Consider the following 24,282-nt stretch of genomic DNA (forward strand, 5'->3'; position numbering starts at 1 on the left):
TTTTGTTATTCCACAATATACCTCGGTATATCATGAGGGAGTCTTGTCAAAAGTTCGTAGTTCAATTGATCGCTATAATCACTGAATGAAGATACAGAAATGCTCATTTCTCCTTGATTACCAATGAGCACCACTTCATCACCTTTCTCAGTATTATCCACCTGCGAAACGTCCAGCAGCATCATATTCATATTTACCGTGCCAATTACCGGCACACGCACTTCGCGCACCAAAGCACGGCCTGTATTACTTAATGAACGGCTAAAACCGTGACCATAGCCAACCGGCACTGTGGCAACTTTTATATCTGAAGTGGCCAAATAGCTGGTTCCATAGCCCACATATTCGCCCTGCTTCACATGTTTTATATTCATCACTCTACTCTTCCAGCTTATCACCCTTTGCAGGGGATCTTCTCCTAGTATTTGAGTAGGCTTCACTTTTTCAATATACGTTTCCGTTGAAGGCCAAAAACCGTACTGCATAATTCCAATACGCACCATATCCAACCGCGATTTTGGAAAACGCACCGCAGCGGCACTGCATGCTGCATGTAAGGCTTCCGCCTGAATGTCATTTTTTTCTAAACGTTTTACACCTTTCTTAAAACGCTGAAACTGATCTTTCACTCTAAAGAAATTTGCATAGCTCTCCGCTCCTGCGTAATGTGTACAAATACCTTTTATGAATAGTACCTCAGCATTGGCTTTAATGATTTTGATCACCTCAGCCATTTGATCTTTTTCAAAGCCTGTTCGGTTCATCCCAGTTTCCAACTCTATGTGAACCCTGGCTTGAGTCTTCATTTTTCTGGCGGCAGAAATCGCTTTTTTCAGCCGATCAATATCAAAAATGAAGAATTCAATTTGATGCTCAATCGCCCACTCCAGCTCCTCATTATCAATCATGCCCATCACCATCAAAGTGGCATCGCCATTTACAGCATTGTACACCTGATGAGCCTCGTGTGCATCAAAGGTGGAAAAATGCTTAGCGCCAAGCTCTACCGCCAAGGGAACATAAGTGTTTATTCCGTGGCCATAGGCATTGCCTTTCACCACATGCGAAATGGTGACTCTATCTCCTATAATTTCTCGGAGGTAGTCAAAATTATTTTGCACAGCCTTTCGGCTAAGCTCAATGTAGCTGGTGTTTTCCATCATACTTCTTGCTGCGACAGAGCTAATATTTCAGTAAACATTTTGATTCCCGTTTCCGTAATTTCATCCGGATAGTCATAATCGGGATTGTGTAGTGCCGGACAGTTTTCGCCCGAGCCAATTCCAAACATGGCGCCTTTATACTTTTCAGTAAATAAGCCAAAATCCTCGCCCCATTTGAAAGGCGTTTCGCGATTTTCAAAGCTAAGGCTATTATTGGCGGCCGCCTGTTTTATTATTTCATAGGCTCCCTCGTCATTATCGTTGGCATGAAATATCTCCAAGTATTCTTTATCGAGTCTTAGGTTTTGCTTGGCGCAAATGTGTTCTACGGCCTCAACCAAATTTTTATCCAGCATTTGCATAACGTCATTTCGCCACGTGCGCAGGGTAAAATGAACTTCACCATATCCCGCAGAAATGCCATAGGCTTTCTCACCCATTTCCACATGCACCATGGTAATCAATCGGAAATCATCCTTATTGATATCCTTTTCCGATAAGCTTTCGCTAAGCTGTAAAATCTCAGAAATCGCCAGTCCCGGATTGATGCCTTTTTCGGGTTCCGCAGCGTGAGAGGTTTTTCCATTGAGTTTAAAAATCACACTTTTGGCCGCAGCCGTAAAACTCGATTTTCTGCAAACCACTTTATGCAATGGATAGCCCGGCAAATTGTGGAGCGCATAGGCTTTATCCGCATCAAAGCTAAAATTGGGGTCTTCCAAAATCGCCTTCGCTCCCTTGCCATTTTCTTCAGCTGGTTGAAATACCAAACACACCTCGCCTTTCTCTGGTCTATTCTCCGAAAGGTGATTTGCTACCCCCAACAAAATGGTAGTATGCCCATCATGACCACATTTGTGAGAAACACCTTCATTTACCGATTTGTACTCAAAGTCATTTATCTCCTGAATGGGTAAAGCGTCCATATCACCACGAAGCAGAATTTTCTTTCCGACAACTTTTCCTTTAAAGAACAGAACCAATCCTGTTTTCCCCACTTCCTGCAAGCCATCGTGATTCAGCTTTTCCAAATGCTTTTTCACGTAGCGCTGTGTCTCCACCTCTTCGGTAGAAACTTCAGGGTGTTTATGTAAATGTCTACGTATTTGCTTTAAATCTTCTGCTGTCATTTTCTCAAAATTAGACCGCTGATTTCACGGGTTGTGCGGATTATCACCGATTAGTTTTACACTCTTTCCGCTCAAATCAGTCTCATCAGTGTTATCCGCGTGCCATTTTCTATGTTCTATTTCCCTTTATACCGCATCTCCAGATACTTATTGGTAAAGCCCAACTTTTCGTAAAGCTTTTTGGCAGGATTGTCCGGCTCCACATGCAACGCGATGTCACCCTTGGTTTTACTCTGCACATCTTCAATCAGCTTTCCTCCTACTCCTTGGCCACGTGTGCTATTATGTACTGCTATGTACACCAAAATATTTTCAGGGATATAGCCTTCCATTCCTGTATCATTCAGCACTACGGCACCTTTTATGGTGTCATCTTCATGCGCTACCGTTATCGACCCTCCTTTGGTGAAAACATAATTCAAGCACTTCATTATATCGACTCTCTCGTCACCATATTGCTCTAAATGCTCAAAGAGAAAATCGGCTACTTTATCCTTAGTGAAAGTACTATGCTCTCCATCTTTCGATTCTATTCTTGTAATATTCATTTCTTAATTTTTTCTGTTGGATACCAATAGGTACACTATTAAAGACATTAAAATCCCGAAAATGTTGGGATCGATATTCCAGGGCATTTGTATGATTTCTTCTTTTTTCAATAACTCCAAAACTAGCGTGGTTGTTCCTCCGCTTATCATAGCGGCTATGGCGGCTTTTGAGTCTTTCTTTTTAAAGAAAAGTGCAGCTATCAGCGGAATAAATAATCCCGAAACCATGAAGGAATAGGACAGCAACATCAAATCCAGCACATTGGTCATTACGGTAGCCAGCAAAAGCGCCACGGCTCCAATTATAAAAGTGGCCACTTGTGAATATTTCAACAACTTTTCCTCCTTTACGGGAAGCACATTCGACAAAATATCGGTTACCACATTTCCGCTGGCGGCCATCAAGCAGCTATCCGCTGTACTCATTATTGCTGAAAAATAAGCGGACATCATCAGCCCCATCAAACCTACCGGAAGGACAGTTCGCAACATTACGGGCAAGCCCATTTCGCTATCCATATCAGCTACAGATCCATAGCCAAGCCCTTCAAAAAGACCCTGCTGTACGGCTACTCTAGCGAACAAGCCTAAAAGCACACCCATAAAAGCCATCACAGGCCACTCAAACAGCCCGGCAATAAACCAAGCTCGCTTGGCTGTTTTCTCATCTTTACTCGCGTAAATTCTTTGGTACAGCGTCATCCCGATAAACCAGATGGGAATAATTGTAATTGCCCAATTGAGAAGTTGCTGCCACTCTACATTCCAAATGTCAAGAAAGCTAGGATCGAGCGTGGAAGTAATTCCTTCCCAACCGCCCACGGCTTTATAACCTAAAGGAATTCCTATAAAAACTAAACCCACCATAAGCAGCAACCACTGTACGGTGTCTGTATATATCACGGCTTTTAGTCCACCAAAAACTGTGTAGACAACAGCCGTAATTCCCATTATTAAAACCGCTTGCTGTAAATCTAAACTTGGAAAAGTTGCTGTAGCTAATTTGGCACCAGCCAAAATTTGTGCACTTGTAAAGCCGATATAACCAATAGCTGAAATGATTCCGGCAATCAGCGCTACTCGTTTATTAAAAAGGTGAAGAAATATTTCCGGAAAGGTGAAAAGCTTGTGTTTTGAAATAAGCTTAAACACCCGAGGAATTAAGATTATCGCGCTAAGCCAGGCTCCAACCAAACCAGTAAAAAGCATCCAGCTACCCGCAAGGCCAATCGCAAAGCCTAAACCTCCCAAACCGATAGAAAAACCGCCACCAACATCTGTGGCTACTACACTCAAGCCAATGTGTCCACTGCTCATTCCACGGCCACCCACATAGTAGTCATCCACATTTTTGTTTCTACGCATAAAGTAGAAACCCACACCGAGCATGGCCAGCAGGTAAGCAATAAATATGGTGAGATCTATAGGATGAATCAAAACGCTAACAAAGGTGGCAATAATATAATGGATGGGAAAACTAACTCATAGCCAGTGTATTATCAAAATCCAGGGCTGCTATTTTTCTTTTAGCTTCACAATCCGCTCCCTGAAAAGGTTTCAGGGTGTTTTATATATTATATATAACGATGACATCGTTAGCCACTAGTTGGCAGCAAGCCAAAAATGATACGAATCTTCATCATATTAACAATCTCATTGATTTTGAATAGTTGCTGTTCATTTGACAAAAAGGACTTGGAATTTGATAACCAAGAATTAAGGCATTTCGCTGACTATGAAACGGGCGACACCATATTTTTTGAAAGCAACTCAGGTAACATTGACACCATCAAGATAATGGGTTATGAAAATGAAAAATTTGACAACTGCGGTGGATTAATATCAAGACAACCCTCAAACACAAGATGGGTAACAATAAAGCACCTTCCAAAAGACAAATGGCATGGAACTTCACAAGACATGACCAAAGAAGCCGAAATTGAAATTGACTATCAAGGATTGCTTTGGATTAGCAAATATCCTATTGGAAAAACCATTCAATACAATATCGATTTTAAAGACTTTCACTCAACAACGGACAGCCTAATTGGACAGTTCAATACAGGACCCTTAGAACTTAATAATTTGACTTTGACGAATTACTACAAAGTTCAACATGGATATCCTGAAAGAATAAAAGACTCCACCGAAATTGAAGTTGTGTATTGGACTGACCAAGATGGTTTGGTTGCTTATAGAAATAAAGGTGGAGAAATATGGACGAAGAAAAAATAAAAAAAATCACTGCCTACATCAACCCCTAAAGCTAATACCGACATTTCATATCCGATAGACAAAGACGCGGTGGACGATGTAGATCGCGATTCTTTAGGAATTTACGGAAAGCCTCAATAGCTCTTGCCGTAACGTTCTCCTCCCCTTTTCCACAATTCTCATTATTATTGCCTTACTATTTTAATAATGAAACACACCAAGCACATATTCATCCTTTGCTGCTTCCTTTTGCTGATAAGCTGCAAAACCACCGTGGTATATCAGGAAAAAATAGATACTAACCAACCTTATCGCGAAGTACCCTATCAGATTTTTAAGCAAAAAAAATCCAGTTCCAAAGTTGCCCTTATACTTCCCGACAATCCGGATACTTTGAATATTGCCAATACAGAGGCCACCTCTTTACTAAAAAAAGAAGGATATGATATTTTGGTGGTCAATAAACCGGGATCTACAATACAAGATGTTCACTCTTTAGACTCTCGTGAAGGAAGGTTGGCTGATATTGTTTCCGTTTATCAACAAGAAATTGCTGGCCAATACGACCACTTTATACTAATAGGTATCGGTGAAGGAGCTTATCTAGTTCCTAAATTGAGCCACCCTCTACAAAGTGATACTTCTATTATTATTAACATAGGAATTAAAAGTCCACTACATGATTATTCCGAATGGGTAATTGCGGATAGTTTAACACCTCGCCAAACGCAAATACTCCACGCTAAGAATATTGTAGACCTTGATGAGTTAAAGACACGAATTTCTAATACCTGGGCAAATGAATTTGGTGCAGAACAGCTGGCCCCAAACACCAATCATCAATGGCTGAGTTATGCACAAGCTCCTTTTATTCAAGAGCTTTTTGCTGTAGCAAAACCAATATATTGGATAAACTTTGATGGCTATGCAATGACAAGCGCGGCTCATCGCAAGGAGGCCGCGCTTTATAGTTCTTACTATCTCATTAACTATATAGAGTTAGAAGGGAGTGGTAACCTCAACAATGAAGAGCAAATGTTGCTCCTTGTTGAGAAGTTGAAAACTATTATCCTTCCACGCTAATCTTATCTACTCTTCTTTGGTGACGGCCGCCTTCAAATTCGGCATCCAAAAAGGCATCCACAATTTTGATTCCCATTTCTTCTGAAATGAAACGCGCTGGCAGTGCTAATACGTTTGCATTGTTATGCTGGCGGGCCAATGAAGCCAATTCTTCATTCCAGCAAAGTGCCGAGCGAATACCCTTGTGTTTATTCACACTCATATTAATACCATTCCCACTTCCGCATATTACAATTCCTAAATCTGCCATGCCTGTGGTAACGTCAGTTGCTACTGGGTGTCCAAAATCCGGATAATCAACACTAGCATCTCCGTGTGTTCCAAAATCCTTTGTTTTTATTCCTTTGTCTTCAAGGTGCTTTACGATTTTGTCTTTTAGCTGATAACCAGCGTGATCTGATCCTAAAGAGATATTCATGGTATGTTTTTTTGCTTTTATAAACACTTATTGTGCTTTGCACGGGGCAAAGATAAGGCACTGTTAGTAACTGTTAATAACCTTCATTGAATACTTGAAATCAATCTTTTAGAATTAACAGCCAATATGAACACAAGATTAAGCCAGTGTTAATTACTCTTCAAAATAAGTTCTTGCATTTTCGAAATATACTCTCTTATGTTCAAGTATCTGAATAATACCTCACAAGCTGTCATTAATTGCTTTGTACTTTTTCACCTTGTTAAGGAGTTATATTAACCGTGAGCCTGATATTTGTTTTCAATAATTGGCTATTAACAATGCTTCCTAACAATTGTTAATTAAATTCGTTTGTCCTTAAAAATGAAACTCTTGTTTGCATAATAATGGCTCATAAGCTGTGAATAACCCCTCAAAAATGACTCTACAAAGTAAGTGTCCAAAATTTTGTCAACCTTATTAACAGCCCATTATTACTACTATAGATTTATAAAATTTAAAAAGAAGAAAATATATATGTTATTAAGAGTTCCCCTCACTCTGGCACTTGTGATGAGTTGTCTACATTCGTTCTCACAAACGGATAAAAATGACAGCTTACAGTTTACGACTTACTACTACGAGACGGGAGGAAAAAGCTCAGAAGGCTACCTGAGAGATGACAAGCCAGATGGCTATTGGAAAAGCTTTTATCGCAATGGAAATATAAAAGCTGAAGGAAACCGCAAGAATTATATGCTGGATGGCCCATGGATTTTTTACAATGAAGATGGCGCCAAAACAGTTGAAATCAACTATTCTGAAAATAAGAAGAACGGCTTGCGAAAAACTTTTCGCGAGGGCAAAGTTACTAAGGAAGAAAACTTTGAGGAGGATCAGCTTCAAGGATTTACAAGAGAATATTATTTTCCTACAGGTGAGCTAAAACAGGAAACCCCTTTTGAAGATGGAAAGTCAAAAGGCGCTGGCTATGAGTACAACAAGGAGGGTTTGGTAATAACTCTGCTCACCTATAAGGGTGGTGTGCTTACCAAAAAACAACGCATCAATAGAAAAGATCAGCAGGAGCAAAAGCAGGGAATTTGGATGACTTTTTTCAAGAATAAAGCTGTGGATAATGAAGGGCCTTATGTGAATGATCTTAAACATGGCTATTGGAAATACTATCAGCCAAACGGAAACTTAAAGCGTGTTGAAAAGTGGGTGATGGGGGTTCTTCAGGAGAATGCTCAGGAGACGGTAAAAATTGAAATACGAAGGGAGATAAACCCACAAACAGGAAAACTGTCGTTTAAAGGTTCTTATCGTGATGGTGTAGCAGAGGGTGTACACCGAAATTATGATGAGAATGGCGAGGTTATTTCTTCAAAAATATACCACAATGGAAAAGTATTGTTTGAAGGAATAGTGGATGAAGAAGGCCGCAGACAAGGCCCTTGGAAAGAATACTACGAAACTGGAGAGTTGAAATCCGAAGGGCGATATAAGGACAATCTGAAAATTTCTAAATGGGTATATTATTACAGGGATGAAACTGTAGAACAAACTGGAAGTTATATGAATGGCTTGCCTGATGGAATTTGGACATGGACTTATCCTAATGGTCAAACCTGGCGTGAAGAAGAATATGTGATGGGCGAGGAAGACGGTCCTTCTATAGAGTATAACGATACAGGTGCTGTGATAGCGAAAGGAAATTATATTGAAGGATTTAAAGATGGTCCATGGGTATTTGAGCAAAACGACCACCGGGAAGAGGGTAGCTATTTTGAAGGAGAAAGAAAGGGAAAATGGAAGTTTTACTACTTAGCAACCGACAAGCTTTCCTTTGAAGGGGAATATGAAAACGGCCTGGAAAATGGGATGCACATCTATTATTATCCTGATGGAAAAGTAAAGCGCAGAGGAAATTACAGTGGTGGAATAAAGGATGGCATTTGGGAGTATTTTAGCGAAACAGGAGCTCGAACAATTACCATTGAATATGAAAATGGAGAAGAAGTAAAATACAATGGAGATAAGATAAAATACGGTAAACGTTTGGAAAGAGCTTTGGAACAAGAAACACAGGAGCGTGAAGAAAGAGAGAAGGAAAGAGATAATAGTTAAACCTTGTTTATAATGGAATTAAAACCCTTTGTGTTTCTTTGCGCAAAGGGTTTTTTTATGAGTGATTTTCCAAAGAAACGCGGCAGCTGGACAGAGCTGAGCACCGAGATAAAATATGACAATCCATGGATACAGGTAAGCGAAAGCCAAATCCTGAACCCCAATGGTGGTAAAGGAATTTATGGTGTGGTTCATTTTAAAAATTTAGCAATTGGTGTAATTCCCATAGATGAAGAAGGAAATACCTGGATTGTGGGTCAGGAGCGGTTTCCTTTTGATGGAAAATATACCTGGGAAATAATAGAAGGCGGTGGTCCTTTAGAGGATGATCCAGAAGAATCTGCAAGACGAGAATTACTGGAAGAAGCAGGATTGAAAGCAGAAAAACTAACGTTGATTCAGGAGATGGATTTGAGTAATTCTGCTACAACAGAGCGTGTAAAAATTTACGTGGCAACGGGACTTACACAGCACGAAACCAACCCTGACGAAACGGAGAAGCTGGATATTAGAAAAGTTTCTTTTGATGGGCTTTATAACATGGTTCTTTCTGGGGAGGTAGTTGATTCCTTGAGTGTTACAGGAGTGTTAAAGTATAAGATATTAAAAGAAGCTGGTCAGATATAAAATTTGCTTTTCGCTAATTGAAGGGATAAACTTATTTTTGGCGTTTAACATCTAAAATACAGTGTGGAATATTTATGTTTTGCACAAAAACAATCTCAACTTTTATAATTTAAGCATCGGTTAAAAGCTTTCGCAAACGGTTTATTTAGCATTACTAACCATGTACAAATAGTTGCGAAGGCAACGCAAATAGAAATTTATTGATGAAAATAAGAGCGACACTACTCTTAATGGCTTCGGTATTGTTTATCAACACTGGAATAGCTCAAGAAACGGAAGAAGAAAAACCATCTTTGGACAATGGTACTTTAAAAAGTCAGTATGATTACCTGATAGAAGAATCAAATGATTTTCAGGAGTACAAGGTTATCAAAAAAGTTTGGGTAGCAAAGTTTGAAAAAAACCTGAATGATAGCCTAGAGGCATTCGCGCAAAGCAAAAAAGAAGCGCAGGATTTAGCTAAGTCTCAAGTGCAGGAAATTAACCAACTGAAAGCGCAGTTGGCGCATACAAAGGATAGCTTGAATACTGTAAATGAAGAGAAGAACAGCATAGCTCTATTGGGTATGCCAATGGAAAAATCAGGATACAGAACCGTGATGTGGTCTGTGATTGGTGTTTTAGTATTGTTACTATTAGTGTTCATTTTCCGTTTTAAAAGCAGTAATTCTGCTTCTAGTTTGGCAAAGAGTAATTTGAATGATGTAGAGGAAGAATTTGCGGAATACAAAAAGCGTTCACTGGAAAGGGAACAAAAATTGCGAAGAGAATTACAAGACGAAATTAATAAACAGAGAGGGGTGTAAGCACATCCCTTTTTTAGTGAGAGCATTAATGAAATTAGGAAAAAGCACTTTGTTGTTAGTGGTACTTAGTATTACTCTAGGGTTATTGTCCTGTGAAGAACAACAGTGCGCACAAGCATTTTCATCAGAGGTGCAGGGAACCTTTTATCTAAGAGATAGTTTAGGAACGCAGATAGTGACCAAGCTACCTGTATTTACGCTTTATGGGTTGGACAAGGAAGATGAGAAGCTCAATAATCGCAGCACGCAGGTGGATATATTTACCATGCCTCTCTCCCCTGATTTTAGTGAGCGGAGTTTTATATTAATAAATGATAGCATTATTGATACTCTCACTTTTACCTATACTTCTAAATTACAGTTGATAAATACGGTATGTGGCTTTGTGCCAAACTATACGCTTAGTAAGGTGGAAAACACTACCAATTTTATAGAGGCAGTAAATATTACGGATAACGATGTAAATACTGATGACAAAGAGAATATCAAGGTATATATTAAGTAGTGTTTTTATACTGTGTACCTTGTCTACAATGTCTCAAGGTAGCGAGCGTGAGCCACTTACTACAAAGGGCTTACGTATAGGTGTAGATGCTAGTTATTTATTGGTACATCAATTATTGCCCGAACGTACTGGTTGGGAAGTTACGGGAGATTATCAATGGAAGAGAAACTGGTTTGCCGCAACAGAGTTTGGCGCTGAGCAAGTACATGTAGATAGAAGTAATTTTAAGTACGATCTTCAAGGAGGTTATTTTAAACTGGGTTTTGATTATGATGTATTAAAATCAGAATTTACAGATGATATAGTTACAGTGGGCCTTCGATATGGGGTATCGAGATATAAACATCGCGCGGCAGATATTACCATTGAGAATTACTGGGGTCCTATCCAAGAGTCGATAAGAGAGGAAAGCTTTAATGGCAATTGGGTGGAGTTGGTGCTGGGAATGAAGGCCGAACTTTTCTTCATGAAAAATGTCTTTATAGGATGGTCAATACGAAGTGGAATATACTTATGGGGTAAGAGAGATACCCGCATGGATGCCTACGTGATACCAGGATATGGGTCAGGCGAAAAAAATATTACCATTACCTACAATTGGACCTTGAGCTATAGAATTCCTTTCAAAAAGGAGATAATAAGTAAACCACCAAAGTGATATACAAGTTAACGTCAATACTGATTTTTGCCTTTGCAATGTTTGGAACGGCATTGAGCCAAACCAGAGAAATAAAGGTTGATTTTAGTATAGACGGTTTTAGTAAGGGTGAGTATCATTACAGCACAGTAGAAGCCATAGAAGCTTCAAACAATCAAAGTTTTATAGGATTAACAGCTTTTAATAAAGAAGCCCACTTACTGGGTGATTTATCTTTTCGCATTTATGCAATTGATGGATGGGAAGCTTGGCAAAGTATGGAACTGTATCATGAGGTAGAGCTTGAAGATAGAACCGTATTTGAAGCTGCACCTATTACTGTGTCTTTTGATAGCATACAGTTTAGAAGTAATCACATAACTGACAATGCATGGACGTTTCGTTTGTATTTCCCGCAAGGAAATGGGGAGGTTGAAATAGAAAATACGGGGAAGAAGTCGACAGCTGTTGCCGGATGCCCTCTACCAATTTATTGCTCGCGCTATTGCTGGGGAGAAAATGATTGTCCTGCGGATAGCACCCCTACCCCTACTGTCCCTACGCATCTAATAGTACATCATTCGGCAGGATTTAATACAAATACAAATTATAAGGATGTGGTTTCATACTATTGGGATTTTCATGTAAACACCAATGGCTGGGATGATATTGGTTACAATTGGCTGGTAGACCCTAATGGGGTGATTTATGAAGGACGAGGAAGCGGAGTTCAGGGTTCTCATTTTAGCTGCATGAACAGCTACACGTTGGGTATTTGTATGATTGGAAATTTTGAAAGCCAGGCTCCTACAGATACATCAATTGGAAGCTTACTAAATATATTGGCTTATGAAGCTAGCAATTTCAATATTGACCCAGATGGAATGAGCGTGCATTCTACCTCTCAACTCAATCTTTTTAACATCAGTTCACATAGAGATGGAAACTCCTCCACAGCACCAATCGGTTGCCCAAAAGGAACTACTTGTCCCGGGGATTCATTGTACAGTAAGTTACCAGAAATTCGTCAGCGCTTAGCCTCAAAATCTTGCATGCAAGGTGTAAATATAGAAGAGAAAGAGTTAAGCGTTTGGGAAGTTTATCCAAATCCTGCTAAAGAAATAGTGGAGATAAAAGGAACTGAGGAAATAGTGGAGGTAAGCATTTTTGACCTTAGCGGAAAGGAGAAGGCTCTGGATATAAACTACACGAATTCTAGAGAGGCTAAAGTAAATGTGATTGAGCTGCAGGAAGGAATGTATTTGCTAAAAGTGAAAGGAGAAGACTCTGAAAGGATATTGAAATTGATGAAGAGCAAATAGGTTTTATCTACGAACAAAAAGTATGGAACGGCCTTAGATATAATGTAAATCGACTGATATTTATCAGTAGAAAATAAATCAACAAACTTTAATTTTAATCTCAGAATTTAAAAAAGAACATGACCATGGATCGAACCAATGCAATAGGATTAGACAAAGCAAAAACTGAAGAATTAGCAAAAGGACTAAATGATCTTTTGGCAAACTATTCTGTGTTTTACCAAAACACTAGAGGTTATCACTGGAATGTAAAAGGTGAGCAGTTTTTTGTGCTTCACGAAAAGTTTGAGGAATTGTACAATGATCAAAAGCTAAAGATTGATGAAATAGCTGAGCGTATTTTGACATTGGGACATACCCCAGAGCATAATTACACCAAATACGTTAAAGTGTCGCAAGTAAAGGAAAGTGGAAAGGTATCTGACGGAAATGCTTGTGTTGAAGGAATTTTGGCAGCTTTTAAGATTATCATCAGCATGCAGCGTGCTCTTTTAGATCTATCTGGAGAGATAGGTGATGAAGGTACAAACTCACTTATGAGCGATTATATTACCGAGCAAGAAAAGCTTGTGTGGATGTATGCCGCGCATCAAAGCAAATAAAACAACATAATTTATTTTGATACTTTGGAAGCACCCTACATTTGAGGTGCTTTTTTATTTACACATATATGAAAACATTCGAACTGAACGACCAAGAATTTATAGAGTTAAACCGCTTGCTAAAGACGCTGGGAATGGTAGGTACAGGGGGGGAAGCTAAAATTAGAATTAGCGATGGAGAAGCCTTACTAAACGGTGAACCAGAAACGCAAGTAAGAAAGAAATTGCGCAGCGGAGATGTGATAGAATTTGGTGGAGAAAAAGTTTCCATTAAGTAAAAATGAAGCGTGGCGCATACATACTGCTATTCTTAATATTAGCGCTTGCGGCAGCTCTTAGGTTCTATCATGTTTCAGACATTCCCTTTACGCATGATGAGTTTAGCGCAGTAAACAGAACACATTTCGACAACTTTTCAGACCTCATAGAAAAAGGTGTAGAAGTAGATTTTCACCCGGCAGGTGTGCAAGTATTTTTATACTACTGGACCATGCTTGGTGGTGAAGGAGAAGTGTGGGTAAAGGTTCCTTTCATCCTTTCGGGGATATTGGCGGTGGGGCTGCTGTTTGTTTTAGCAAAAAAAAGATTTGGAACATCCACGGCCGTAGTGTCTTCTACCCTTTTAGCTACGGTTTCTTACAGTATGTATTATGGGCAAATTGCAAGGCCGTATGTGTCGGGAGTGTTTTTGGTGTTGTTGCTTTTCCTGTTTTGGCAAAACATAGTTTATGAAAAAAGCCAAAAATTAAGGGATTACATAGGCTTAGCGGTAGCCTTGGCACTCTGTGCTTATAACCATCATTTTAGTGCCGTACAGGCAGCGGTAATTGCTGTAAGTGGAATATTTATGGTGGAGGCTAATCAAAGGAAGAAATACTTCTTAGCCTTAGTAGCATCATTGATTTTATATGCACCCAACTTGCCCATCTTTTGGGTACAGATTCAAAAAGGCGGAGTAGGTGGAGCGGATGGTTGGTTAGGGGCTCCAGAGTCAGATTTCTTTATTCATTATGTCAAGTATATCTTCAATTTTTCATGGTGGGTGTATATTCCTGTAGCCATACTTTTTGTTGCTAGTTTTTTTGGGAAGAAAGGAAAACTCGGAACTCGCGGACTTATGGTTCTTTGGTTTGCCATTCCATTTACCATTGGTTTTGCTTACTCACATTTAGTAAATCCTATCCTTCAGGTATCGGTTCTAATCTTTGCTTTTCCTTTTTTGTTGCTGGCATTATTTGGTGGTTTAGCCAAAATGGACTACAAAAAAGAGCTCGTACTTTTTGTTGTATTAGCGAGCGTATGCGTGTATTCCACGATTTACCAAAGACAGTATTATCAGCTCTTTTATAATTCATCTTATGATCAAATTGTAAAAGAAACCATGGATTTGGATGATGCGGGAACACTTCATTTTATCAATTCGCATCCAGAAATAAACGCTCATTATGAAAAGGTATATGGTGCAAAAGGAAAGTATGAATGGATAGAAAATGGATATAATAGAGAGAGCTTGAAGGAGAAGCTAAATCAATCTACGGATCAATATTTGACCTATGGTTATGTATCAAGTGCTGACCCGGTGCTGATGAATATAATGGCTAATTATTTTCCCTACATGGAGCGAGAAGTAAATTATGACAATGGTAGTTTTTACGCCTTAGCGAAAAGCGGAAAAGAAAAACTATACAGCAGTGAACGTTGTAGGTACAAAGAACAATTACGGATAGAGCACGAGTGGATACCCATATTTAATGGAAATCTGGATGAACTAATAGAAACTACAGACAATGTGATTGACGGGAATGTGATTATAGATAGCACTGCAGGAACTGGAGAACTGCATTGGGTATGGCAAGCTACCGATGAACAGGGAAAAGTTTTAGACTGGCGAGCAGAAAAAGTAGATTTATCAAAAAACAGGAATGAAACAACTACTTCTTTCTTTAGTGTGAGGGTGCGCGATACAAACGTTCCAATTAAGGGAAGCAAAGTGCAAATTATGCTTTGGAACATGGGAAAGAGGAAGATATATATGAACCATGCCTGCTTAAAAATACGAGAAGGAAACCCTTTGCTTTATGGCCTTCAACATGAGCTGAAATAAGAAGCGAGTCCACTTTTGGACTCGCTTTAGAAGAGTGTTTTTTTAATTAAATTATAATGGGCTCTTTTTGCTCTAAGACTTCAGGAACCGTTTCTTCGGCCAAACCAAAACTTAAAGTCATACCAGCACCTCCTAAGCCATTTACTATAGTTACACCCGCTTCAGGATGATATACAAATTCAGTTGCCCCGTCTGTCATTTTAGCATAAATTCCTTGCCAGTGTTCACTTATCCTGGCCTCTACGGGTTCTACCATTTTATGAAAATAGCTTAGTATCTTTTCATTAATATGCTCGCGATTAAAGGGGTCATGCGTTTGCGCATATTCATGAGAATCTCCTATAATTATTTCTCCTAAACCATTTTGGGATGCCATTACATGGATTCCATATTTTACATAATAAGGCATTTGCTTTTGCACGCGTTCTTTTAAAGGCAATAGGGATTTACACTCTTGAAAAGCCTGATAATGTAATAAGGTCAAACCTCCACTAATAGCTGGCCCCAATCTCCAATCATTGGGTTGAGGTAAAGTGCGCATCATTTGTAATTTACACTTGGTTATGGAGGTTTTACTATAAACTTCAGGGTACAGCACTTCAAAATCGGCACCAGTGCAAACTAGAATATGTTCTGCTTCAAAACAAAAATCAGCACTCCAGGCCTTTCCTGACTCTACCTTTTGTATGGGGCGATTCCACAAAAACTCTACGCCATATTTGTCGTTGAGATATTGAGGAATTTTAGCAATAGCTTCCCTAGGGTCTACAATCAATTCTGTAGCAGAAAACAATCCTCCTAAGAAACCTTCGGACTTTGCTGCTTTGCTATATTCTTTAAGATTATCAGGACTTACCCATTCCAGCTTATATGCGCTGTTTTGATGTAATTCATAGAACTCCTGAAGAAGTGCTAGCTCATCCTCTTCATATGCAAGACATATGGAGCCAACAGAATCATTAAAAATTTGAGTTTCATTGGCAATATCGGCCCAAATTTGTCTGGAAATCAACGCTCGATTTAAAAGTTTACCGGCTGGCTGTCCGATGGGCCATACCATACCAAAATTTCTAACCGAAGCACCTACCGCTCTTGAATCGCGATCAACCACAGTTACATTTTTTCCACGCTTTGCAAACGCTAGGGCATGGGCCAATCCAACTATACCCGCACCTATTACCAAAACATCACTTTTCATGTCCATATTATTAATGCTATACATGTTGCAATAGTCAGTACGATTGCACATAATTTTAAACGGATAAACCAATTGCTTGTCATAGCTAATCTTTTGAGCAAAAGAAAAGTACTAAGTTTACTATTACTACACTTTAATGTTAAAATTAAGTTATTTTGGAAATATTTGTTTACTATTAATAAACTAAACTAGGCATTGGCATTAAGCAGATTGAAATATTTAGATGTAAGTTTGTTGCACTTTATTCTAAACCCACAATAAGATTTAGATGAACGAAAAACTACTTCTACAAATAGCTAGGAAGTTAAAAGAGGTAAGAAAAATAAATGGCCTTACAGTGCAAGCCGTAGCTGAGCGGGCAGATGTTAGTAAAGGACTTATCTCAAAAATCGAAAATGGTAGAACCATACCTAGTTTACCCGTACTACTTTCTATAATAGGAGGACTCGAAACTAATGCCGAGGACTTTTTTCATGGATTTGGGAATGGGGAGCCACATCAAGATGTAAGGGTTATAAAGAAGTCAGAGTATGATCCTTTTGAAAAAGAGGAAGCCGAAGGTTTTTTCTATCATCACATTACTACTACAGAAATAGATAAGCTTACGCTGGAATGTGTAATGCTAACCTTAAAACCTGGTGCTAAGCGCGAAAAGGTAGTAACCGATGCTTATGAGTATAAATACATTTTGAGTGGTAATGTGACTTATCTTATAGGTGAAGATGAGTATGAGCTTGAAGCGGGAGACTCGTTATATTTTAATGGAAGAATTCCACATGTACCGGAGAATAGAGGTACTGAGGATACTGTAATGCTCATTGTATATTTATTTGATCATAGTCCATCATGAGTCGTTTAATTGTTTTTGACATTGATGGCACCCTTACCAAAACCAATGCTATTGATGAAAAATGCTTCACTCGCACGGTAAAACAATTAGCCACCACAAGAAAGTTTAAGTTTTCGTTTAATGAAAAGTGGCACTTTACTGATTCATACATAGCCTTTCAACTGGCTATGGCACAAAACAATGATTCATTTTCAGAACAAGAATTCAAACGGCAGTTTTTGATAAACCTGAGATTGGAAGCTGAAAGCACAAAGTTTGAAGCCGCAGAGGGTGCTCAATCACTTTTGAAGGAATTAAAGAAAAACGAAATACCTTATGCTTTGGCAACTGGCTGCTGGCGTAAATCTGCAGAAATAAAATTAAGAGCAGCAGGCTTTCCTTTGCCAAAAGTGCCAATGGCTACATCAGATAAATATTTCACCAGAGATGAAATTGTAACCCAGGCCATAGTGGCATCACAGCGTCATTACAAAAAGGAATTTACTGATGTAGTATATGTAGGGGATGGCTACTGGGATTTGGTTACTTGTAAAAAGTTAAACCTTCGTTTTGTTGGTGTAGACCCTGAGAAAAACTTGAAGAAAGCTCTTTTACTAAAAGATTATTTGGCTTTATCCAAGTACCCGGATTTAACTTCATTTTTACAGCTTGTGGAAACAGCAAGGGTTCCAGAGATATAAATGAAAAAAGCCCGCAAAATGGCGGGCTCTCGATCATCACATCTATCCAAAATTAAACAATCACTTCGTTGTTTATATAATTTTTAATACCGCGTAAATCTTCTATCAAATCGGTATTTTCTATTGCTTGTAATTGAGCCTTAGTATGAGTCCCGTTCAAAATACCAAGGTTTACTCCTGCCCCTGCTGCTTTACCAGCTTCTAAATCAGAAGGAGTATCCCCTATTTTTAAAACTTGTTTTACATCATTGATTCCTAATTTTTTCATGGCAAGAAAAATCATGTCTGGTGCTGGTCGGCCATTTTCTACATCATCACTGCAAAGCGAACAATTGATAATTCCTTGACCGTTGGCTAGATGATTGTCATCTAAGCCTTTATTCCATCCAAGCTGTGCAAGAATTACATCTGTAATTTCTCGGTAAAAACCAGTGGTGAGGGCTATTTTTACTCCTTTCTCACGAAGCCATTGAAATGTTTCTTCAGCAAAAGGCTGCGGCTGGGCGGGATGTTTTTTATAATGATTTTCAAGTATTTGCTTAAATAGTGCGTAATTTTCATCTACCCTTTTTCGGTAGTCAGGATGATCTTTTCCAATGACCTCAGCCCAAAGGGTTTCAAACACAAAATATTTACTCCACCCTTGAACTGCCAGTATACGTTCTTCACTGATCTGCAAACCAGCTTGCACAAGAGATTCAGCAAAGCAATTTTCCACTTCTTTGTTATCTCTTACGGTCGTTCCTGCCATGTCAAGCACTGCAAGTTTAATATCCATCTTTCAGAATTTATTGTTGTTTACAATTAAGAAACAAAAGTAGTAGTATTGGTCAAAATTCGACATTAAGTTCCTGTTAAGTTTTACCATTTGTAAACTTTTACACACTTGTTCAGCCTAGTTTTGTAAACCAATTTTAGAAGAACAGGATGATTCAAAAGTATCTCAACAGAAGCTCTATTTTATTTACAAGCTGGGCCTCTCTAGCTGCCTTCTCCACCTATTTTGCTATGTATGCTTTTCGTAAACCGTTTAGTGCAGGCACCTTTGATGGGTTAGAGTTTTACGGAATGGACTATAAGATAGTTCTCATCATAGCGCAGGTTTTAGGATACATGCTTTCAAAGTTTAGCGGTATTAAGCTGGTTTCTGAGCTGAAACCATCGCACCGAATTAGTTTCTTGCTTATTCTTATAGGAATTGCCCAACTGGCATTGTTACTTTTCGCAATCACACCCTTCCCATACAGTTTTATTTGGCTTTTTGTTAATGGTCTTCCATTGGGTATGATTTGGGGAATTGTCTTTAGCTTTTTAGAAGGTAGAAAGTTTACTGAACTTCTAGGAGCCGGCCTCAGCGTTAGTTTTATCGTTTCATCGGGAGTTGTAAAAAATACCGGACGTTGGCTTATTATGGACTTTGGGGTTTCAGACTTTTGGATGCCATTTTATACAGGGCTCTTATACTTACCTTTACTTCTTGCAGGTGCATGGATGTTGAGTAAAATTCCTGCGCCCAAGGCTGATGATGTAGCGCTTAGAAGTGCAAGAAAGCCTATGGATAGAAAGCAAAGACTAGCCTTCTTCAAAAAGCATGCACTGGGGCTTTCAGTATTAATATTCATTTACATGGCTATGACGGCCTATCGTGACTTTAGAGACAACTTTGCTGTAGAAATATGGCAAGGCTTGGGATACGCATCTCAGCCGGAGCTATTGAGCCTCACTGAAATTCCAATTGCTATTATCACCTTAGTAATTACCGCCTCATTAGTTGTTGTAAAAAATAACACTAAAGCACTTAGAATAAATTTTATAGCAATATTATTTGGGGGCGTGATTGCAGGTGTTTCTACCTGGCTACTTCAATTGCAATTAATATCTCCCATCCTTTGGATGACCGGTATAGGCTTTGGGCTTTATTTAGGCTACACTATGTTCAATACTATGCTCTTTGATAGATTGATTGCCACAATTAAGGAAAGTGCTAACGTAGGCTTTCTCATATATCTGGCAGATTCTTTCGGGTATATGGGTAGCGTAGGGTTATTGCTTTATAAAAACTTTGGAGCGCCTTCTATCAATTGGCTTTCTTTTACTGTAGGTTTGAGTTATGCCTTTAGTATTATTACCATCCTTTCCGCTAGTTTTTGTCTTCTGTACTTTAAAAAAAAGACCAGCAGAAAAGTTGAAGAATTGCAAGGTAAAATGGTGCTGTCGTAATTCGGTTAAGAGAACAGCAGCTATCTCAATGGTTTGGCGATAGTACTGTTTTAAAGTAAGCATATTGAATATACTTTCCTTGGTGTACTTCTCTCTTTAGGTTTTAAATGCACGATCTAAAAGCATTTAAAGCTGTTTGCGGAAGTATATATTTTTCGTTCAACTCCCCATCTATTTGCATGTTTAAGCAATGCAGCGCTCCATTATTTAAAGTGAAGAAGGTGAAGCTGGATAAGTATGTTGAGAATGTAGTGGTAGAGATTACCCTGTCAATTATAAGATAAATGCAATCAGGGTAATATATCTAAATAAAAAAACCGCCCCGGTTTCCCGAAGCGGTTATCACACATAAAAAACTAACCCTCTTCTATTCAATAATCATTTTCCTGCTGAAATGTCCTTCATCATTATTCAATTTAATGATGTACAAACCTTTAGGTAGTTCTTTCCAAGTCATCTTTTCCTCCCACTTTCCTCCATTGAGTTGTGTATGAGAATAAATTACTTTTCCACTCAAATCTAGAATGCTGATTGTAAATTGATCTAGCAACTCAACGCTAATTGTAAACTCACCATGATTTGGGTTGGGAAATACATTCAAGGAATTAGCCAAATTATTTTCACCAATGCTAAATCCACCAATTGAATCTGTTGTAAAAGTTACAGGCCCAATCCAGCCGCTATTGATGCTATCGCAATTTGCACGAACATAAGCATCGTAAGTAGTGCTCTTCGAGAGGTTTAAAAGATCAGCAGGATTACCCGACACTTTTGTAATAATACCCACACCAGGTGTAAATCCTGTTGGCCCCCACTGGATATCCCAATCAGCATTTGTTCCTGTAGATGAAAAACTAAAGGTGGCTGAGTTTCCAGTCACAGAAACTACTGATAGTGAATCGGCCTCTGGACAAACATTCATAGTGGTAAAAGTGAATGGGCCTACCCAGCTACTTTGATCTGTAGTGCTGCAACTATCTTTTACATAATAATCATAAGTAGTGCTATGTTGTAAACCTGATAAGGTAGTAGCCGGAGTACCTGATATAGTTTGCTTCATTCCGGATCCAATAGCAAATCCTGATTTATCGTATTCTACTTTCCAGGTTCCTGCAGCACCAGCAGTCCAAGCTATATCAGCATAAAAGAATTGAACATTGGTGGCGGTAAGGCCAGTAGAAGACGCGCATGATGGAGCGGTAAAATCTGCAAGGATCAACTGCTTGTTTGCTGCTGTAGCGGTAAGTTTCACCTCATCATTATTTAGAAGTCTGGCAGCACCAGTATTTACCCAGTTGTGATAAGAGGCATCTTTACGGTTGTAAATGTTTAGAAATGCTTCATTGCTTACAGCATCTGCAAAACCGCTATAATCATAAGTGAAATTATAAGAAGCATTGGTAGAACCTTCAGCTAGGAAAACTCCAAAGTGTACTTCTTGATTTCCTAAATCACTAATACCCAAGGTGAAATTTGGTAGAGTATCTACTTTGTAAAGATGAATACCTTCAGGGTTATTAATTATAGAATCAATAGCTACATCTCCAAAACCTGCAGAAGCAAGGCTAAGAGCAACTTGAGAATAATCAGTAGCATAAGCATATACAGAAGTATCACCAATATGAGCTCCTGATACTTGCCATGCTGCAGGGGTTAGGGCTGTAAAAGTTCCGTGATTATTCCCTGCTTGATCCATCACGCTGGTTCCTGAACCTTCATTAAGCGTATAGTAACTTACTAGGTCGGCTTCATTTCCATTTAGCTTTTGGCACATGTACTGGCGAATTTCTGAAGCACTACGAGCAGAATTCCATATTCTCACTTCATCAATTTCAGCATCCACTCTGTTATCCTCATTATCATCTTTATAACTACCGATTACCAACCAGCTATCAGCATAGTCTATAGCTCCTGTTTGAGAAGTGCTACTGGCTTCCAATACTCCGTTTACATAAATTTTCATTGTATCTCCATCATACACACCAGCGACATGCATCCATTCATCGGTATTAAAGCTGTTTGTAGTTTCCAAATAGGTAAGGCTAGAAGCAGAATCACTTTTAAGGGCAAAAGCAAGTTTATTATTATTACTAGTTTCCAAGTCCCATCCACGCTCAAAGTTTCCATTATCCTGAATAAAGGATACTATAGATTTCCACTGACCAAATGAAGATGGTTTTACCCAGGCTTCCAAAGTGATTGCAGAATCAGGCAAGCCGATTGACTCAGCTGAAACTTTTCCACCAGAAAGATCGACATATCCATTACCATCAATACTCAATGATGTTCCACTACCCATTTTACTATAATCATTTAGAGTGGTGAATGTAAATGGGCCAACCCATGCTGAAGCATTGGCAAAGTTGCAAGTATCCTGAACATAAAAATCGTAAGTGGTATTTGGAGAAAGTCCGTTTAGGAAGTAAGAATTAGTATAAACAGAATCCAACTTAGCTCCACTGCCTAAAGTAAATCCTGTTGTTCCATATTCTACATTCCAAAGATTTGAACCACCCGTTACCCAGTTTAGATTAGCACTGTTAAATCCAAGGCTGGAAACACTTAGAGAAGAAGGGGCATTACAAGCTGGAGCTGCCGTAGTGGCAAAGCTGAATGGCCCTACCCATACAGAACTACCTAAGCTACCGCAGTTATCTCTTACATAAAACTCATAATTAGTGCTCGGGATGAGACCATTAAGAGTATACGGGTTGCTGGTAATACCAGAAATCAAGGTGCCTGTACCAGCGGTAAAACCTACTGAACCGTATTCGATATCCCATACTAGTGCTCCACCACTAGTCCACGCAAGCTGTGCGCTGTTGTAAGTAATGTTTGAAGAGGTACCCAAAGAAGGTGCAGCACAAACATAACCGGCAAAATTTGCAAGGATTACCTCGTTGTATTTACCTGATAAACTTCTGGTCTTTATCTCATCATTTGTTTTGTATCTGGCGGCTGGAAGCGTTTTCCAGGTAAGGCTATCTCCACCACCTCGAGCAAATAGTTCCAAGCTATCTTCATTTGCTACAGCAAGAGCAAAACTTGAATAGTCATACGTAATGTTGTATTCAATTCCAGTATCGGCTACTGCGTATGCACCAAAGAATACATCATTGGTGGCCAATGCTTTGATACCGGTAACACTGCTTGGCGCAGCGGTAGTTCTGTACAAGTGTAACCCCGCAGCACCGTTTTGAATACTGTCAAGAGTAATGTTTCCGTTTGCAGCCGAGTTCAGGTTTAGACTTTGTGCTGACCAACTAGTTGGGTAAACAAATACAGAAGTATCTCCAACTGCGGCTCCTGAGCTAACTACGGATGGTGCATTGATCAACAAAGCATCGTGCATACCAGTAGCATCTGGCACTACTGAGCCTGATATATTATTAAAACTATAAGCGGCTACAAGCGCAGTTTCTGTTCCAACTAGAGAATGACACATAGTTGTACGAATATCGTCTGCTGTTCGTGCTTCATTCCAAATGCGTACTTCATCCAGAGTACCTTTGTATTTATGGCCATAGCTTCCGGTACCATCCTGCCCTACTACAATGGGATAATTTGGAGCCATAGCACCGGTGGGTACACTTCCACTAAGCACTAATGAATCTACTATCAATCCATTGGCGTAAATTTTTAAATCAGGATGGCTACTTCTACGGTCAAAAACTATTGCTATGTGTACCCAGTCTGTTTCCAAAGCTGGAATGCTAACATTGTTTAAGTCGAAACGGCTACCACCACTGAAGCGGCCATTAACTTTTATTGTAGAACTACCTGTTCGCGCTACAATAAAGCCAGGGTTATTACCACTATTCCAATTTTTGTTGGCAATTATACCGGGATCACCACTCATGGCCTCACCACGCATCCACCATTCTATGGTAAAGTCGGTGGTATCAATTACATCATTTATTGCTGTATCCAAGCGAAGGTGCTCAGAAGCAGATGTGGCAGGAAAATACAAGGCAGAACCTGCACCGCCTTGTTGTGCCCAAGCACCTAGTGCAAGCAGCGCAAAACATGATAATAGGAAAGTCCTTACTTTTGACATGTCTAAATT

22 protein-coding genes are annotated in these 24,282 nt (G+C 39.2%); 14 read left to right on the forward strand and 8 right to left on the reverse strand.

The features are described from left to right. Positions 1-5: 5 nt before the first annotated feature. The 4 genes from alr to OWEHO_RS11375 all read right to left on the reverse strand — a co-directional run bounded on the left by alr (position 6) and on the right by OWEHO_RS11375 (position 4,278). Positions 6-1,163: an alanine racemase gene (gene alr / locus OWEHO_RS11360; RefSeq protein ID WP_014202622.1), complete on the reverse strand. Its 1,158-nt coding sequence runs from the start codon at positions 1,161-1,163 to the stop codon at positions 6-8. Further along, positions 1,160-2,293 (reverse strand): M20 metallopeptidase family protein, encoded by a 1,134-nt coding sequence (locus tag OWEHO_RS11365; protein WP_014202623.1) that lies wholly within the window; start codon positions 2,291-2,293, stop codon positions 1,160-1,162. The genes alr and OWEHO_RS11365 overlap by 4 nt, the downstream gene beginning before the upstream one ends. A gap of 116 nt (positions 2,294-2,409) precedes the next feature. Further along, the gene (locus OWEHO_RS11370; protein ID WP_014202624.1) at positions 2,410-2,841 is read right to left on the reverse strand and encodes a GNAT family N-acetyltransferase; all 432 of its coding nucleotides are present in this window, start codon (positions 2,839-2,841) and stop codon (positions 2,410-2,412) included. A 3-nt stretch (positions 2,842-2,844) separates the two neighbouring features. After that, positions 2,845-4,278, reverse strand: coding sequence for a sodium:solute symporter family protein (locus OWEHO_RS11375; protein WP_014202625.1), 1,434 nt, complete (start codon positions 4,276-4,278; stop codon positions 2,845-2,847). 186 nt (positions 4,279-4,464) lie between these two features. On the opposite strand from OWEHO_RS11375, the gene OWEHO_RS11380 reads away from it, so the two are divergent. Then, a complete protein-coding gene (locus OWEHO_RS11380; RefSeq protein WP_143764584.1) occupies positions 4,465-5,076 on the forward strand; it encodes a hypothetical protein in 612 nt (203 codons plus the stop codon). A gap of 186 nt (positions 5,077-5,262) precedes the next feature. After that, positions 5,263-6,138 (forward strand): hypothetical protein, encoded by an 876-nt coding sequence (locus OWEHO_RS11385; RefSeq protein ID WP_041627577.1) that lies wholly within the window; start codon positions 5,263-5,265, stop codon positions 6,136-6,138. On the opposite strand, the gene rpiB is transcribed toward OWEHO_RS11385, so the two are convergent. After that, on the reverse strand, positions 6,122-6,556 hold the full coding sequence (gene rpiB, locus OWEHO_RS11390; RefSeq protein WP_014202628.1) for a ribose 5-phosphate isomerase B: 435 nt from the start codon (positions 6,554-6,556) through the stop codon (positions 6,122-6,124). The genes OWEHO_RS11385 and rpiB overlap by 17 nt on opposite strands. 516 nt (positions 6,557-7,072) lie before the next feature. Here rpiB and OWEHO_RS11395 point away from each other — a divergent pair. From OWEHO_RS11395 to OWEHO_RS11435, 9 genes are all read left to right on the forward strand, one after another. Beyond that, positions 7,073-8,665: a toxin-antitoxin system YwqK family antitoxin gene (locus OWEHO_RS11395; RefSeq protein WP_014202629.1), complete on the forward strand. Its 1,593-nt coding sequence runs from the start codon at positions 7,073-7,075 to the stop codon at positions 8,663-8,665. Positions 8,666-8,722: 57 nt separating this feature from the next. Beyond that, positions 8,723-9,292 (forward strand): NUDIX domain-containing protein, encoded by a 570-nt coding sequence (locus tag OWEHO_RS11400; protein WP_041627578.1) that lies wholly within the window; start codon positions 8,723-8,725, stop codon positions 9,290-9,292. A 203-nt stretch (positions 9,293-9,495) separates the two neighbouring features. Next, a complete protein-coding gene (locus OWEHO_RS11405) occupies positions 9,496-10,098 on the forward strand; it encodes a hypothetical protein (protein WP_014202631.1) in 603 nt (200 codons plus the stop codon). A gap of 28 nt (positions 10,099-10,126) precedes the next feature. Next, on the forward strand, positions 10,127-10,603 hold the full coding sequence (locus tag OWEHO_RS11410) for a DUF6452 family protein (RefSeq protein WP_014202632.1): 477 nt from the start codon (positions 10,127-10,129) through the stop codon (positions 10,601-10,603). 28 nt (positions 10,604-10,631) lie between these two features. Continuing rightward, on the forward strand, positions 10,632-11,261 hold the full coding sequence (locus tag OWEHO_RS11415) for a DUF6048 family protein (RefSeq protein WP_041627579.1): 630 nt from the start codon (positions 10,632-10,634) through the stop codon (positions 11,259-11,261). Continuing rightward, on the forward strand, positions 11,258-12,562 hold the full coding sequence (locus tag OWEHO_RS11420; protein WP_014202634.1) for an N-acetylmuramoyl-L-alanine amidase: 1,305 nt from the start codon (positions 11,258-11,260) through the stop codon (positions 12,560-12,562). The genes OWEHO_RS11415 and OWEHO_RS11420 overlap by 4 nt, the downstream gene beginning before the upstream one ends. Positions 12,563-12,687: 125 nt before the next feature. Further along, positions 12,688-13,164, forward strand: a complete 477-nt coding sequence (locus OWEHO_RS11425; RefSeq protein WP_014202635.1) for a Dps family protein — start codon at positions 12,688-12,690, stop codon at positions 13,162-13,164. Positions 13,165-13,232: 68 nt separating this feature from the next. Next, positions 13,233-13,442 carry an RNA-binding S4 domain-containing protein gene (locus OWEHO_RS11430; RefSeq protein ID WP_014202636.1) on the forward strand — a complete coding sequence of 70 codons (210 nt, stop codon included), beginning with the start codon at positions 13,233-13,235 and terminating at the stop codon, positions 13,440-13,442. 2 nt (positions 13,443-13,444) lie between these two features. Continuing rightward, on the forward strand, positions 13,445-15,268 hold the full coding sequence (locus OWEHO_RS11435; protein ID WP_014202637.1) for a glycosyltransferase family 39 protein: 1,824 nt from the start codon (positions 13,445-13,447) through the stop codon (positions 15,266-15,268). A 46-nt stretch (positions 15,269-15,314) separates the two neighbouring features. Here OWEHO_RS11435 and OWEHO_RS11440 read toward each other — a convergent pair whose 3' ends face one another. Further along, the gene (locus tag OWEHO_RS11440; RefSeq protein ID WP_223252685.1) at positions 15,315-16,517 is read right to left on the reverse strand and encodes a TIGR03364 family FAD-dependent oxidoreductase; all 1,203 of its coding nucleotides are present in this window, start codon (positions 16,515-16,517) and stop codon (positions 15,315-15,317) included. Between the two features lie 217 nt (positions 16,518-16,734). On the opposite strand from OWEHO_RS11440, the gene OWEHO_RS11445 reads away from it, so the two are divergent. After that, positions 16,735-17,316: a helix-turn-helix domain-containing protein gene (locus OWEHO_RS11445; protein WP_014202639.1), complete on the forward strand. Its 582-nt coding sequence runs from the start codon at positions 16,735-16,737 to the stop codon at positions 17,314-17,316. Then, on the forward strand, positions 17,313-17,996 hold the full coding sequence (locus tag OWEHO_RS17935; RefSeq protein WP_014202640.1) for an HAD family hydrolase: 684 nt from the start codon (positions 17,313-17,315) through the stop codon (positions 17,994-17,996). The genes OWEHO_RS11445 and OWEHO_RS17935 overlap by 4 nt, the downstream gene beginning before the upstream one ends. A 52-nt stretch (positions 17,997-18,048) precedes the next feature. On the opposite strand, the gene OWEHO_RS11455 is transcribed toward OWEHO_RS17935, so the two are convergent. Then, positions 18,049-18,774: an HAD family hydrolase gene (locus OWEHO_RS11455; RefSeq protein ID WP_014202641.1), complete on the reverse strand. Its 726-nt coding sequence runs from the start codon at positions 18,772-18,774 to the stop codon at positions 18,049-18,051. Positions 18,775-18,923: 149 nt separating this feature from the next. Between OWEHO_RS11455 and OWEHO_RS11460 the strand changes: the two genes are divergently transcribed. Next, positions 18,924-20,216, forward strand: coding sequence for a DUF5690 family protein (locus OWEHO_RS11460; RefSeq protein ID WP_014202642.1), 1,293 nt, complete (start codon positions 18,924-18,926; stop codon positions 20,214-20,216). 367 nt (positions 20,217-20,583) lie between these two features. On the opposite strand, the gene OWEHO_RS11465 is transcribed toward OWEHO_RS11460, so the two are convergent. Further along, positions 20,584-24,273 carry a LamG-like jellyroll fold domain-containing protein gene (locus OWEHO_RS11465; RefSeq protein WP_014202643.1) on the reverse strand — a complete coding sequence of 1,230 codons (3,690 nt, stop codon included), beginning with the start codon at positions 24,271-24,273 and terminating at the stop codon, positions 20,584-20,586. Between the last annotated feature and the right edge of the window lie 9 nt (positions 24,274-24,282).

The organism is Owenweeksia hongkongensis DSM 17368 (genome assembly GCF_000236705.1).
Lineage (GTDB): Bacteria > Bacteroidota > Bacteroidia > Flavobacteriales > Schleiferiaceae > Owenweeksia > Owenweeksia hongkongensis.

What these genes read in the sequence shown, in the direction of transcription:
- OWEHO_RS11460 (WP_014202642.1), top strand. Translation starts at nt 18,924, where the DNA reads ATGATTCAAAAGTATCTCAACAGAAGCTCTATTTTATTTACAAGCTGG.
- OWEHO_RS11465 (WP_014202643.1), bottom strand. Translation starts at nt 24,273, where the DNA reads ATGTCAAAAGTAAGGACTTTCCTATTATCATGTTTTGCGCTGCTTGCA.
- OWEHO_RS11400 (WP_041627578.1), top strand. Translation starts at nt 8,723, where the DNA reads ATGAGTGATTTTCCAAAGAAACGCGGCAGCTGGACAGAGCTGAGCACC.
- OWEHO_RS11455 (WP_014202641.1), bottom strand. Translation starts at nt 18,774, where the DNA reads ATGGATATTAAACTTGCAGTGCTTGACATGGCAGGAACGACCGTAAGA.
- OWEHO_RS11435 (WP_014202637.1), top strand. Translation starts at nt 13,445, where the DNA reads ATGAAGCGTGGCGCATACATACTGCTATTCTTAATATTAGCGCTTGCG.
- OWEHO_RS11395 (WP_014202629.1), top strand. Translation starts at nt 7,073, where the DNA reads ATGTTATTAAGAGTTCCCCTCACTCTGGCACTTGTGATGAGTTGTCTA.
- OWEHO_RS11440 (WP_223252685.1), bottom strand. Translation starts at nt 16,517, where the DNA reads ATGTGCAATCGTACTGACTATTGCAACATGTATAGCATTAATAATATG.
- OWEHO_RS11415 (WP_041627579.1), top strand. Translation starts at nt 10,632, where the DNA reads ATGTCTCAAGGTAGCGAGCGTGAGCCACTTACTACAAAGGGCTTACGT.
- OWEHO_RS11365 (WP_014202623.1), bottom strand. Translation starts at nt 2,293, where the DNA reads ATGACAGCAGAAGATTTAAAGCAAATACGTAGACATTTACATAAACAC.
- OWEHO_RS11425 (WP_014202635.1), top strand. Translation starts at nt 12,688, where the DNA reads ATGGATCGAACCAATGCAATAGGATTAGACAAAGCAAAAACTGAAGAA.
- alr (WP_014202622.1), bottom strand. Translation starts at nt 1,163, where the DNA reads ATGATGGAAAACACCAGCTACATTGAGCTTAGCCGAAAGGCTGTGCAA.
- OWEHO_RS11370 (WP_014202624.1), bottom strand. Translation starts at nt 2,841, where the DNA reads ATGAATATTACAAGAATAGAATCGAAAGATGGAGAGCATAGTACTTTC.
- OWEHO_RS11430 (WP_014202636.1), top strand. Translation starts at nt 13,233, where the DNA reads ATGAAAACATTCGAACTGAACGACCAAGAATTTATAGAGTTAAACCGC.
- OWEHO_RS17935 (WP_014202640.1), top strand. Translation starts at nt 17,313, where the DNA reads ATGAGTCGTTTAATTGTTTTTGACATTGATGGCACCCTTACCAAAACC.
- OWEHO_RS11445 (WP_014202639.1), top strand. Translation starts at nt 16,735, where the DNA reads ATGAACGAAAAACTACTTCTACAAATAGCTAGGAAGTTAAAAGAGGTA.
- OWEHO_RS11380 (WP_143764584.1), top strand. Translation starts at nt 4,465, where the DNA reads ATGATACGAATCTTCATCATATTAACAATCTCATTGATTTTGAATAGT.
- rpiB (WP_014202628.1), bottom strand. Translation starts at nt 6,556, where the DNA reads ATGAATATCTCTTTAGGATCAGATCACGCTGGTTATCAGCTAAAAGAC.
- OWEHO_RS11385 (WP_041627577.1), top strand. Translation starts at nt 5,263, where the DNA reads ATGAAACACACCAAGCACATATTCATCCTTTGCTGCTTCCTTTTGCTG.
- OWEHO_RS11410 (WP_014202632.1), top strand. Translation starts at nt 10,127, where the DNA reads ATGAAATTAGGAAAAAGCACTTTGTTGTTAGTGGTACTTAGTATTACT.
- OWEHO_RS11405 (WP_014202631.1), top strand. Translation starts at nt 9,496, where the DNA reads ATGAAAATAAGAGCGACACTACTCTTAATGGCTTCGGTATTGTTTATC.